General features: G+C 67.4%; 16 protein-coding genes and 2 pseudogenes. 9 read left to right on the top strand and 9 right to left on the bottom strand.

All coding sequences use genetic code 11. From position 1 onward, the window contains the following. Positions 1-301: pseudogene (locus CCS01_RS20870) on the bottom strand (septum site-determining protein MinC); the annotation flags it as partial. A 515-nt stretch (positions 302-816) separates the two neighbouring features. Here CCS01_RS20870 and CCS01_RS20865 point away from each other — a divergent pair. From CCS01_RS20865 to CCS01_RS20855, 3 genes are read left to right on the top strand one after another with little or no spacing between them, the layout of a single operon-like run. Then, the gene (locus CCS01_RS20865) at positions 817-1,032 is read left to right on the top strand and encodes a hypothetical protein (RefSeq protein WP_104520691.1); all 216 of its coding nucleotides are present in this window, start codon (positions 817-819) and stop codon (positions 1,030-1,032) included. Positions 1,033-1,041: 9 nt separating this feature from the next. Then, positions 1,042-1,680 (top strand): IS5 family transposase, encoded by a 639-nt coding sequence (locus tag CCS01_RS20860; protein WP_104520690.1) that lies wholly within the window; start codon positions 1,042-1,044, stop codon positions 1,678-1,680. Beyond that, positions 1,655-2,203 carry a hypothetical protein gene (locus tag CCS01_RS20855; protein ID WP_104520689.1) on the top strand — a complete coding sequence of 183 codons (549 nt, stop codon included), beginning with the start codon at positions 1,655-1,657 and terminating at the stop codon, positions 2,201-2,203. Before CCS01_RS20860 ends, CCS01_RS20855 begins: the two co-directional genes overlap by 26 nt. 149 nt (positions 2,204-2,352) lie before the next feature. Here the strand turns inward: CCS01_RS20855 and CCS01_RS33885 are convergent, their stop codons facing one another. Continuing rightward, positions 2,353-2,967, bottom strand: coding sequence for an IS630 family transposase (locus CCS01_RS33885; RefSeq protein ID WP_275112941.1), 615 nt, complete (start codon positions 2,965-2,967; stop codon positions 2,353-2,355). After that, entirely contained in the window at positions 2,912-3,133 is a 222-nt protein-coding gene (locus CCS01_RS36185; RefSeq protein ID WP_104520687.1) for an IS630 transposase-related protein, read from the bottom strand. The genes CCS01_RS33885 and CCS01_RS36185 overlap by 56 nt, the downstream gene beginning before the upstream one ends. 97 nt (positions 3,134-3,230) lie before the next feature. On the opposite strand from CCS01_RS36185, the pseudogene CCS01_RS20840 reads away from it, so the two are divergent. The 3 genes and pseudogenes from CCS01_RS20840 to CCS01_RS20830 all read left to right on the top strand — a co-directional run. Then, positions 3,231-3,566: pseudogene (locus CCS01_RS20840) on the top strand (efflux RND transporter permease subunit); the annotation flags it as partial. Positions 3,567-4,509: 943 nt separating this feature from the next. Then, on the top strand, positions 4,510-5,634 hold the full coding sequence (locus CCS01_RS20835; RefSeq protein ID WP_104520685.1) for a RuBisCO large subunit C-terminal-like domain-containing protein: 1,125 nt from the start codon (positions 4,510-4,512) through the stop codon (positions 5,632-5,634). After that, positions 5,624-6,085, top strand: a complete 462-nt coding sequence (locus CCS01_RS20830) for a cupin domain-containing protein (RefSeq protein ID WP_104520684.1) — start codon at positions 5,624-5,626, stop codon at positions 6,083-6,085. The genes CCS01_RS20835 and CCS01_RS20830 overlap by 11 nt, the downstream gene beginning before the upstream one ends. Before the next feature lie 52 nt (positions 6,086-6,137). Here CCS01_RS20830 and CCS01_RS20825 read toward each other — a convergent pair whose 3' ends face one another. The 4 genes from CCS01_RS20825 to CCS01_RS20810 form a co-directional block, all read right to left on the bottom strand. Continuing rightward, a complete protein-coding gene (locus CCS01_RS20825; protein ID WP_104520683.1) occupies positions 6,138-6,323 on the bottom strand; it encodes a CsbD family protein in 186 nt (61 codons plus the stop codon). Positions 6,324-6,444: 121 nt separating this feature from the next. Further along, on the bottom strand, positions 6,445-6,948 hold the full coding sequence (locus CCS01_RS20820) for an eCIS core domain-containing protein (RefSeq protein WP_158258517.1): 504 nt from the start codon (positions 6,946-6,948) through the stop codon (positions 6,445-6,447). A 115-nt stretch (positions 6,949-7,063) separates the two neighbouring features. Continuing rightward, positions 7,064-7,612 carry a demethoxyubiquinone hydroxylase family protein gene (locus CCS01_RS20815; RefSeq protein WP_104520681.1) on the bottom strand — a complete coding sequence of 183 codons (549 nt, stop codon included), beginning with the start codon at positions 7,610-7,612 and terminating at the stop codon, positions 7,064-7,066. Then, a complete protein-coding gene (locus CCS01_RS20810; protein WP_104520699.1) occupies positions 7,609-8,124 on the bottom strand; it encodes a disulfide bond formation protein B in 516 nt (171 codons plus the stop codon). Before CCS01_RS20810 ends, CCS01_RS20815 begins: the two co-directional genes overlap by 4 nt. Before the next feature lie 102 nt (positions 8,125-8,226). On the opposite strand from CCS01_RS20810, the gene CCS01_RS20805 reads away from it, so the two are divergent. From CCS01_RS20805 to CCS01_RS20795, 3 genes are read left to right on the top strand one after another with little or no spacing between them, the layout of a single operon-like run. Next, positions 8,227-8,517 carry a nucleotidyltransferase family protein gene (locus tag CCS01_RS20805; RefSeq protein WP_104520680.1) on the top strand — a complete coding sequence of 97 codons (291 nt, stop codon included), beginning with the start codon at positions 8,227-8,229 and terminating at the stop codon, positions 8,515-8,517. Further along, on the top strand, positions 8,514-8,897 hold the full coding sequence (locus CCS01_RS20800; RefSeq protein ID WP_104520679.1) for a HepT-like ribonuclease domain-containing protein: 384 nt from the start codon (positions 8,514-8,516) through the stop codon (positions 8,895-8,897). The genes CCS01_RS20805 and CCS01_RS20800 overlap by 4 nt, the downstream gene beginning before the upstream one ends. Further along, a complete protein-coding gene (locus CCS01_RS20795) occupies positions 8,890-9,540 on the top strand; it encodes a glutathione S-transferase family protein (RefSeq protein WP_104520678.1) in 651 nt (216 codons plus the stop codon). Before CCS01_RS20800 ends, CCS01_RS20795 begins: the two co-directional genes overlap by 8 nt. An 82-nt stretch (positions 9,541-9,622) precedes the next feature. On the opposite strand, the gene CCS01_RS20790 is transcribed toward CCS01_RS20795, so the two are convergent. Together CCS01_RS20790 and CCS01_RS20785 are read right to left on the bottom strand one after the other, a co-directional pair. Then, positions 9,623-10,381, bottom strand: coding sequence for a penicillin-insensitive murein endopeptidase (locus tag CCS01_RS20790; protein ID WP_158258516.1), 759 nt, complete (start codon positions 10,379-10,381; stop codon positions 9,623-9,625). Between the two features lie 38 nt (positions 10,382-10,419). After that, complete coding sequence (locus CCS01_RS20785) at positions 10,420-10,974, bottom strand: polysaccharide biosynthesis/export family protein (protein WP_239992333.1); 555 nt, start codon at positions 10,972-10,974, stop codon at positions 10,420-10,422. Positions 10,975-11,215: the final 241 nt, after the last annotated feature.

Raw genomic sequence — 11,215 nt, 5'->3', positions numbered from 1 at the left:
GGCTGGGGTGGGCTTCCGGCGCCTCGATCGGGCGGCCGGGCCGGGTGGACGCCGGCAGCGGGCGGCCCCAGGCCTCGATGCCGGGCCAGGACGGGTGGGCGCCCTCGGTGCCGATGATGCGGATGCCCCGGCTTTCCAGCAGTTGCAGGAACTCCGCCACGCCGCGCTGCTCGTGCGGGATGGCCCCCAGGTCGACCACGACGGGGCGCGAATCGAAGAAATTGGGAGACCGTTCCATTTGCGCATCCAGCGCAGCCAGCCAGTCGTTCAATGGCGCCTCCGGCGCCAGAACCAGGGCCATGATGGAGCGGCCACGGAGACGGATCAGCGGGCGAGTCTCGGATTGTGTCACAGTCTGCACCTATCCCGTGGCCGCGGCGCGGTCAACGGGAATTCATCGCGGGTCCACAAAATCATGTGGATAACCGTGCGCATCGACAACTAAATATAGCGGTTGGCAACGAAATGCCCCCTAGGGTTGGTGATCATTTTGTTGCCGCATGAAACGGCGCCGGCATCGGTCCGGGTATCGCCAACCGGCCGCGCGGCGCCATGCCGAGGCCCGCGGCCCGCGCGGATCCTGGCCGGCCGAAAGGCAAAGGGCGTCCAGTCCCGGTCCAGTGGGATGGCGTTTGCAGCGAGCGGCACGATCGACCCGGGCGGGCCGAGGCAGCGGCGGGGTTTGAGAATCTATTTGTAGGGAGCATGAGCCAGTTGGTGCGATGACGATTCCAACTTTCTGGCGAATTGCAGGCGATACCCGGAGAGGCGACAATCGGAGCTGATCATCGTTCGCACCAGCATCGAGGCCCGACTATGGGAACTGCCGTCCGTCCTGCCAAGACCTCTCCTGGCCCGTGGGATGCGTTTGCCGATGTCGATGCCTTCGTCGATCAAGTGCTGGAGGAACTCGAGTCCATGGCCAAGGACGGCAGCCGGCCCATGCGATCGGGACCCAGGCCGCCTCTGGCCGGAGCGACGTTGCGCAAGGCGGTCATGGCGATCTGGTGCGTCTGCTTCTGCGGCATGTAGTGGCGGGCGATCGGTCAGCTGTGCGAAATCCCCTTCGGCACGCTGTACGGGCTGTTCGCGCGCTGGACCCGGCTTGGCCTCTGGCGCCGCTTGCTCGGCCGGCTGCGCCGCCGCAGGCGTCTTGCTTGCGGTGATGCGCCGGAGCCAAGTGCTGTGGTGATCGACAGTCGATCCTGTCGCTCGGCACCGAGCTGCTTTGACCGCGGTGTCGATGGCGGCAAGAAGATCCGGGGCGTCAAGATCCACGTTGCGGTCGACAAGTACGGCATCCCGCTGGCGATCGATGTCTCGCCGGCGAACCGCCATGACACCAAAGGGATCGTGCCGGTTCTGCGCACGCTCGCCGCGGGTGGCTTCAACGGAGCGGCGCTCGGCGATCTCGGCTACCAGGGCGAGCGGCTGGCCGAGGCCGGTCAGGCCCTCGGCATCAGCGTCAAGGCCATTGCCCGCGGCCGCAACGGACGGTTCGTGCCGGCCGGCATCTGCTGGGTGGTTGAGCGATCATTTGCCTGGTTCAGCCGCTACCGGCGGTTGAACATCATCTTCGAGCGCTCGAAGGAACACCTCATCGCTTTCATTGCTATCGCGTTCATCTCCATCCTCTCTCGGCGCATGAGGCGCCTTGTCATCGAGCAACCATGCGCCTGACGTCTACAAACAGCTTCTCATCCTGGTCGACCATGCGCCCGCCGGCATGAAGAACGAACTGCTGCCGATGCTGGCCATGGTACGGCAGGAAATGCCGAACACCCGTGTCGTACTGGGCCTGCGCGACATCATCGACAGCCCCGTCGTCGCCGCGAAGCTGCGGTACGTCGGCTATGTCGGCCGGCCGGCCGCGGCGGCGGTGGACCAGCCCTGGCCCGGCCTGCACGACGCGCCCGGGTTGCGCGTGCTGGTCACCGTCGGCGGCGGCGGCGACGGCCACGCCATGATGGCGGCCTATCTCGACGCCCTCGCCGCGTTGCCGCCGCAGGCAACCTCGTCCCTGCTGGTGCCCGGGCCGCTGATGTCGGCCGGGCAGATGGACGCGCTCCGGCGCGCGGTGGCGGGGCGACACCTACTTCGCCCGGCAGCTCGTGCTGGAACGATTGCAGATCGCTCGGCAACGGATACCGAACGGCCTGGGCAATCCCGCTCAGGTCTCCCCTCATTTTTTGTTGCGATCTAAATTAGACATGGCCAACTATGCTTGGTCTGCCCAGCTTCGTTGCTTGTCATCCCAAGTAACAACAGGCGTCTACATCGCGCCGTGCCCTGCAACGCGTCAACATATCGGTCTTTTCGTTTCAGCTTGTCCGAGCCAGAGCGTTTTGCAGATCAGTCGGGACAGATGTACCCGCAATGACGGAAAAAGCCGACGGCGTCCCGGGGCGTGATGCTCCCGAGCGCGGGACCAATTGCCTCCTGTAATGCATCGACGGTGCGCGCGCCGACGCGGCGCAGTTCTGATTTGACCTTGGCCCAGGCCGGTTCCATCGGATCCAGATCCGGACTGTACTGCGGCAGATAGCGGTAAGGGAAACCAGAACGGTCGAGCACGGCTCGCACCTCAGCCGTCTTGTGCGGGCGCAGGTTGTCCATCACCAACACAGCATCCGGCTTACGGCGACGCAGTTCCGGCAGCAGCACCTGCTCCAGGAAGGCAGCGAAGATGGTGCCGTTGGTCGCGACCTCCACGCTCATGCTCGCAATCAAGCCGTCCGTTCCCAGAGCGCCGAGGACGGTCAGTCGTTTCCGATGTCCGAAGGGCACGGTGCTGTACGCCCGCTGACCCCATCGGCTGCGGCCATACAGGCGAGCCATGTTGGTCTGCACGCCACATTCATCTATAAATATCAAGCGCTTCGGCGCAATCCCACCAACCCCGGCAACCGCGTCAGTCCGCCATCGCAGCCGCGCCCGGGCAACGTCCGGTCGTTTCTGCTCCGCCACTCGCTGGCCTGGGCGCGCGCCGTCCCTCGTCGCGTGCCTCTGCGGCCCAACGATACACCGTCGTGCGCCCCACCATGAACCGCGCCGCCACCGTACCCGGCATCTCGCCGGCCTCCACCGCCGCGAGAACACGTCTGCGCAAATCTGTTGAACAGGTTCCGGGCATGGACACCTTCGTCCCCTATATAGGGGCAGAGTCGGCTGTACCAACTGATTTGCAAAACGCTCCAATATGAGGGGAGACCTGAGGCAATCCCGAACTCGGGCCGATCACCACGGGGCTTGGGCAGATCTACAAGTATGTGCTGACCAGCCCGACCATGGACCTGATGGACCTGCGGGCGCTCAACGACTGGCAGATCAAGTTCCAGCTTCGCACCGTGCCGGGGGTGACCGATGTCATGAGCATCGGCGGCCACGTGCGCCAGTACCAGGTCCGGGTGAATCCGAACCGGCTGATCGCCTATGACCTGACGATCGACGACCTGAAGGCCGCGTTGCAGACGAACAACGCCAACGCCGGCGGGTGGTACCTGGAAGGCGCGCAGGACCAGCTTGCGGTCTGGCCGGAAGCGGGCACCGCGTCGTGGTGTTCGTGAATGATTGGGTCGGGGGTCTGTTGTTCCGGCTCGGCCGTGATCCGGGATGGTGCCTCCCCGGCGGGGACAGCGTGGTTGATGGCGTATTCTCGTTCGCACAGAGACGAACGGAGGGATTTGGAGGGCCGCTGAGGATCAAGGGGGCGTCGTGCGGGCTGGTGCGGTTTGTTGCCGTTGTGCGAGGCCCGTTCCCTGGTCCGGGCAAGCGGCGATGCCTGGCGCCGCAGGGCCCGACGGTGCTGGTCGCCACGCAGGCCGCGCGCCCGCCGGCGGTGGCGCAGGGTCGATCAAACCGCCGGCACAGCCGGTCCAGGCCGTCGGCGCTCGAAGCATCGACCGCTTCCGAAAGAGGAATTCAGTCAAACAGATGGGGTGGACGGCCCCAACGGCGTCGATGTGCCACACTGTGGGTCGTTGAAATCTGCAACAGGTGTAGCGCGACAATCCGGGGTTCTTCCGCGCTTTTGGCGTAGGCAACTGCGGCCTACTGAGCGCAAGTCATCGTTCTGCAAGAGGATTTCCGAACCCGCGGTTCCACACGGCGCCGTGCAGGGCAGCGTCCCGGGAAGGCGATGCTCGACGTTTTCGGGAGCATTCCTGAATGAGGCAAGACGCAGGCGTCGCTGGCGTCGCCGCTGCCTGGACATCGCGGTCACCCGGGCGCAACACTGGACATTCAACCAACGCCGCCGCCGTTCGATTTGATGGTCACCCATCCCGCCAGGGACGCCCCCAAAGCACACGCTGTCCCACCCGCATGCCGTCGCGATCATCGGCGCCTCCGGCGGCACCATCAGGCACGGGTCCGTCCTGCCTGCAGACCCGCGGGCCAGACACTTCCAGGGCGACATCCACCGCATCAGCCGCCGCCCGACGGCCATCGATCTTCCCCCGCCATTCCTGGCGAATCCGGCGCCCTCGCCGCCCTTCCGGAGCCTACCGCATGACCGGCCGCTTCACCGTCACCTATCGCGTGCGCAGCACCGCCGCGGACATCGACGCCCGCGCCCGGGCCATCGCCGTCGAGCAGAGCGTCGAAATGCCGCTGGCCGCCATCGACGACGAAACCGTGTTGTCCGGCATCGTCGGCACGGTTGACGGCGTCACCGGCCTCGGCGACGGCCTGTTCGACGTCCGCGTCGGCCTGGCCACCGCCACCGTCGGCCGCGACGCCGGGCAATTCCTCAACATGCTGTTCGGTAACACCTCGCTGCACGAGGACGTGGTGCTCCACGACGTCGCCGTGCCGGACACCCTGGTCGACCTGTTCGGCGGCCCCAGGCACGGCATCGCCGGATTGCGGCACCGCCTGCGCCTGCACGGCCGCGCCCTGACCGCCTCCGCGCTGAAGCCCCAGGGCTTGCCGAGCGAGCGGTTGGCTCTCCTGGCCGAGCGCCTGGCCCGCGGCGGCCTGGACTTCATCAAGGACGACCACGGTCTGGCCGACCAGGATTATTCCCGCTTCGCCGATCGGCTTCGCGCCTGCGCCGCCGGCGTGGCCCGCGGCGCCCGCGCCACCGGCCACCCGACTCGCTATGTCCCCAGCCTGACCGGCAACCTGGACCAGATGCGCGCGCAGGCGGCGCTGGCGCGGGAGGAAGGCATCGACTGCGTCATGCTCGCGCCGATGATCTGCGGCTTCCCGGCGATGCAGGCCCTGGTCCGCAGCTTCCCGGACATGGCCTTCTTCGCCCATCCCAGCCTGGGCGGCGCCGCCCGCATCGCGCCGGCATTGCTGATTGGCGGCCTGTTCCGCCTGCTCGGCGCCGATGCCGTGATCTTCCCGACCCATGGCGGCCGCTTCGGCTATTCGCAGGAAACCTGCCGCCGCCTGGCCGGCAACGCCCGCCGCGGCGACGACGGCATGAAGCCCGCCCTGCCGGTGCCGGCCGGCGGCATCGCGCTGGAGCGGGTCGGGGAAATTCTTGATTTCTACGGCGCCGACACGATGTTGCTCATCGGCGGCAGCCTGCTGCTGGCGCGCGACCGGATTGTCAAGGAAACTGAACGATTTACCCGCGCCGTGGCCAACCATACCCCAAGCCAGGACCGAGCCGATGGACAGTGAACAGCCGCCACTTTTCCGCGCCGCCAGAGACAGCTTCCGCTGGGACGCGGTGGCGCACATGCCGTATAAGCAGGACGGAAGCGCGCCGTTCAGGGACATCTCCCGCCAGGTGCTGTTCCACGAGGACAGCCTCGGCTGCGAACTGCGCTATTTCGAAATGAACCCCGGCGGCTACTCCACCCTGGAGCGGCACGAGCACGCCCACGCGGTCATGATCTTGCGCGGCCATGGCGAATGCCTTCTGGGCGAGACGGTCCAGGCGGTCAAGCCGCTCGACCTGGTTTCGATCCCGTCCTGGACCTGGCACCAGTTCCGCGCCACGGCCAACGAGCCGCTCGGCTTCCTCTGCATGGTCAACGTCCTGCGCGATCGGCCGCAACTGCCGAGCGAGGCGGACCTGGCGCGCATGAAGGAAGTGCCGGCGCTGGCGCGGTTCCTGGGCGGCAGCTGAGGCGCCATCCGCCTATAAAAACGGGGAGCGCTTTCGCGCTCCCCGCATCATCTCACTTCTTGTCGGCCCAGTCCCGGGCGGCATCCTTGGCGCCGCCAACGGAGTTCTGCACCTTGCCGGCGGCCTTCTCGGCCGCGCCCTCAGCCTGAGTCTCTTTGTCGCCGGTCACCTTGCCGGCCGCTTCCTTGATGCTGCCCTTGGCTTGGTGACCGATGCCTTCGACCCGATCCTTGTCCATTGTCTGCTCCTGATGTGTCAGGCGACCACGTGGATCGCAATGGTTTAACGCATCAGGGAGCGGTGGGTTGCACCCGGCGTCGGGATGCGAACCGGCATGGAATAAGGCGGCTTTCGGACGATCAGGCGGCCCCGCCGGCACCCCGGCGCGGCAGCCAGGCGGCAAAGCGGGCGGCGTTGTCGATGGCCTCGCGCTCCACCCCGCCGCTGTCGCGGACATAGCGTTCGGCGAAGCCCGCGATGCCCCAGCGCTGGTACTGCATCACATGCGTCAGCTCATGCGCCCAGAGCTTCAGGTTGGTCTCGGCCAGTTGCTCGTTCTTGAACAGGATGACGTCGCCGAGCGTGATCGCCTTGGCGTCGCCGTAGGAGAACGCCAGCATCGGCAGCGACAGCCGCCGCGTGCCGCCGACGGCGAACCGCACCCGTTGCAGCAGCGCCGGCGGAAAATACCCCAGCAGGGCGCGATAGACGCCGGCCGGCATCGGCCGCACGCCGTCGGCGATCGCCTGCCCGCGCGTGCGTTCGATCAGGTGTGCCAGCGCCGTGCCCGCATAGTCCAGCAGCCCCGGTGCAATGGCGGGTTGGGCACGCGCCGGCAGGGTCCACGCGAGACTGGCTAACATGAGAGACCGCCACATGGGTTAAGCATCACGATCGACATGATCGCATGATTGCCATTCTATCGCGTTCAAACCGCGCCGGAATTGTGGCGAGATCAGGAAGATTTGTCCATGTGGATTAAATTCGCTCGCTGATGGCAATCGCCGCCCGGCATCCGGCCTTGATCAGCCCGGACAGCAGCCGGTAGCCCGGCGCCTGCTCGGCACCGTGGGCCAGGCCGATGTCGCGATGCTCCAGCTCGTCGGCGCGGAATTTTTCCAGGGTCGTGCGCAGGTCCCCCTCGGCGGGATCGATGGTGCCGATCTGGCCGGCGTAATGCGCGTCGATGGCTTCCTCGACCGCGACGGTGCAGGCCATCGCCGCCTTCTCGCCCAGCGCCGCGGTGACGGCGCCCAGGGCGAATCCGGCCACGTGCCAGAATGGCAGCATCAGCGTCGGGCGCACGCGGCGCCGGGTGACCAGGGTGTTGAAGGTGCGCAGGTGTTCGTGTTCCTGCGCCTCCATCTGCCGCAGCAGGTCCCCCTTGTCGCCGCGGCCCAGCACGGCAAGCTGCCCGGCATAGATGCGGGCCGCGCCGTATTCGCCGGCATGATCCACCCGGATCATCCGCTCGGACCGTGCCTCCGGCGTCAGGTCACCGGGCCATGTCGTCGTGTTGTCGGTCATTGTCCGTCAGATCTCCTGCGCCCGAGGAAGATGGCGACGCCGGCCGAAACCGCCAGGGCGAACAGCACGTTCAGCGCTGCGACCGACAGCGGCACGCCAGGAATAAGGAAGGTCGGCTCGTCGCACGGCTTGAAGGGCCGCGTCGGCATGTGGGCCAGGCGTTCGGCGATGGTGCCGCCGGTGAAATGCGGCGCGGCGCATTCGGGCAGCGGGCTCGGCCACCATCTCCATTCGACGCCGACGTGCACGGCGGCGATCGCCGCCTCGGCCAGGCCGCACAGGATCGCCACCACCAGCAGCGGCCGCGCCAGGCGGCGCGGCACGATGGCGGCGGCCAGGCTCAGGACGATGATCGCGCGGTAGGGCCAGCGTTCCACCAGGCACAGCGCGCATGGCACGAAACTGCCCCAGATTTCGGCCGCATGCGCCACCGCAAGCGCCGCTGCCGCCGCCAGGGCGAACAGGATGGCCAGGGTCTGCGGCGGCAGGCTGTTTGGGATGGGCTTGGGCATGGCGTTCCGTTTGCCCCGCCGCTCGGCCTTCTGCAAGTTGTCCGTTCGCGACAGGCCGATTAGGATTGCAACGGCCGCAACAAGAACCGCCGGACAACACTGGTGAAGCCTTCCGCCGCCCTGACCCTCCGCCGATCGGCTGTGCGTGACCTGATGGAGCGCTTTCCTGTCGCGAATCCGCGCATCTTCGGCTCCGTGCTGCACGGCACCGATACCAAGGCGAGCGATCTGGATCTGCTGGTGGATGCATTGCCGGGCGCGATGCTGTTCGACCTCGGGGGCCTGCTCGAGGAGCTGGAAGATCTGCTCGGCGTGTCCGTCGACCTGCTGACGCCGGGCGACCTGCCGCCCAAAATCCGAAGCCGGGTTCTGGCAGAGGCTGTTCCGCTATGAACGAGTTCGCTGGCTACGTCCGTCACGTCCGGACAGCGGCAAACGACGCAATCGGCTTCGTCAAGGGCATGAACAAGGCCGATTTCCTGGCCGATCGGCGTACCCAGAATGCGGTTGTCATGAGCCTTGTCGTCATCGGAGAGGCGGCAACCAAGGTCATGGACCGCTATCCCGATCTCGCTGATCTGCATGCGACAGTGCCTTGGCGCCACATGCGCGGAATGCGCAACCGGATCGCTCATGGCTATTTTGACATTGATCTGAACGTTGTCCGGACCACGGTCCAGACGGCATTGCCGGCTTTGATCGAGCAATTGCGCGCCCCACTTGCCGACGCCAATGATGAACGCCACGAGCAGAAGGGAGGTGACCATGCCTGACAGCCCGAACCGCATCGTCTGGGGCCGCGCGACGTCCAGCAACGTCATGAAGGTGCTCTGGGGCCTGGCCGAGCTGAACCTGCCGTTCGAGCGGATCGACGCCGGTGGCGCCTTCGGCCGCACCGACACCCCGGAATACCGCGCCATGAACCCGACCGGGCTGGTGCCGACGCTGCAGGAAGGCGCGTTCAGCCTGTGGGAAAGCAACGCCATCCTGCGCTACCTCGCCCATGCCGATCGCGGAGCCTCGCCGCTCTGGCCGGCGGACCCGCGCGCCCGGGCTAACGTCGATCGCTGGATGGACGCGCAGCAGACCGTGCTGAACCCGCCCATGGGCCAGGTCTTCCGGGGCCTGGTACGCACGCCGGCCGAGCGCCGGGACCTGACGGCGATTGCCGCGGCCATCGAGGAAACCGCGAAAGCATGGCGCATCGTCGAGGCCGCGCTAGGCCGGCACGACTACATCGCCGGGCCTGATCTCACGCTGTGCGACATCCCGTGGGGCGTGCACGCGCATCGCTGGTTCCGGATGGACTACCAGGGGCTGAGCCGGCCGGACCTGCCGGCGCTGCGGGCCTGGTACGACCGCCTGTGCCGGCGGCCTGGCTATCAGCAGCACGTGGTGGCGACGCCGATTGCCTAAACCCGGCGGCTCACGCTGCTGCCAGTGATCCTGCCGTTTCGTCCGTTGATGCAGCCAGTGCCGGCGGTGCGCAACGCCCTGCCTACCCGCTCGCGAGAATCGCCTTGCACGCCGCCGGAGGGGGCGGCGGCCGGTGTGGCACCGACGGGCGCACCGGCGCATCCAACTGGTCGAACCACCATTGCAGCGTCGCGTCGCAGCCATCGCCCTGCGGCGGCGGCGCGGCCTGGACGCAATCCACCTGCCCCGCCGGGCAGCGGAAGCGGATATGCATGTGCGCGGCGTGGCCGTACCACGGCCGGATCAGCCGCAGCCACGCGCGGTCGCCGGTCACCTCCCGGCACAACTGCTGCTTGATCGTCGGGTTCACCAGTATCCGGTCCACCCCCGGCAGGCTGGCCGCCAGATGCAGCAGCGTGACGACCCGCGGCGACCACAGGGCCGGCTGCACCCCGCGGCCGTCGGCGCGCACAAGGCTGTCGAGTTCGACCGTGTTCCGTTGCGCCTCCGTCAGCGGCGGGCGCGGCCGCATGTCCAGGCCGACGTCGGCATCCAGGCCGATCTGGTGGCTGACATGGCCGCCCGGCATCGGGCCGCCCCGGGCGCGGGAAATGTCCTCGATCAGCAGCGGCGGCAGGCCGGCCGCCTGCGCCTCGCGGCCGAACAGCTGCAAGCGGGCGATGGTCTGCGGCGCGCCCCAGAAGGCGCTGCGGTCGAGATGGATGGTCTCGAAGCCCGGGCCATCCGGCGGCAGGCTGACGGCGCCGGCGATGCAGCCGCCGGTTTTCGGGCCGCCGATGATATGCAGAGGGCCGGGCGCCGGCGCGGCCGCCCCTGCCATCAGGCTGATCATCAGGGCGGCGACAGCTCGGGAAAACGTCAAAACCAGCGCTCGAAAACAGTGACCACGTCACCCGGCTGGAGGAAGGTCTGCCGGGTTGCCTTGCCCTCGACGGCCACGCCGTCAAGGGTCCGCACCACCGAAGCATAGTCCTGGACGGCCCGATAGGTGAAGCCGCCGGCAACGGCCACCGCCGTCACCACCGTCATGCCGGGTTGGTAGGCGTACTGCCCGGGCTTGCTGACCTCTCCCAGCACGAAGATCGGCCGGTACGACACGACTTCCGCGACCACCGAGGGAGCCTTCAGCAGGTTGTCGTGCTGCAACGCCTCGCCGATGCGGGCGGCGAGCGCGTCGGTCGTTAGCCCGGTGGCGTGGACGTCGCCGATCAGCGGCAGCGCCAGGGCGCCGCTGTCGTTGATCCGGAACTCGCCGGTGGTGGCGTCCTCACCGAAGGTGATCACGCGCACCACGTCGCCCGGGCCCAGGTGGTAGGCCTGCGGCGCCGCAGCCGGAAGATCGGGCAGATCGTGCCCGGGAGCACAGCCAGCGGCCAGAAGGCACCAACAGACAAGCCCGGCAAGCAGACGCACAGCGGAGAACCCTGTTTTAGGGTTGCGATGACAGCACCGGATTTCCGGTCGCATCGAACATGCCAGCCAAGTCTTAATGCGTGGTTAACGCCGCGGAAAAATTATTGGCGCCTGTGTGCAGCGGCCGGCCTGTTGCCCAAAAGTGACAAAAGCCGCCGTACGATCGGCCAGGCGCGGCAGCAGACGGGCCGCGCATCGGCTGCACGGGGCGGTGGTTCGCGCTCCATCCGGCATTTCGCCC

It is taken from the genome of Rhodopila globiformis (assembly GCF_002937115.1).
GTDB classification, from domain to species: Bacteria; Pseudomonadota; Alphaproteobacteria; order Acetobacterales; family Acetobacteraceae; genus Rhodopila; species Rhodopila globiformis.
The sequence above is the reverse complement of the archived record's forward strand: the minus strand, read 5'-3'. Positions and strand labels throughout refer to the sequence as shown.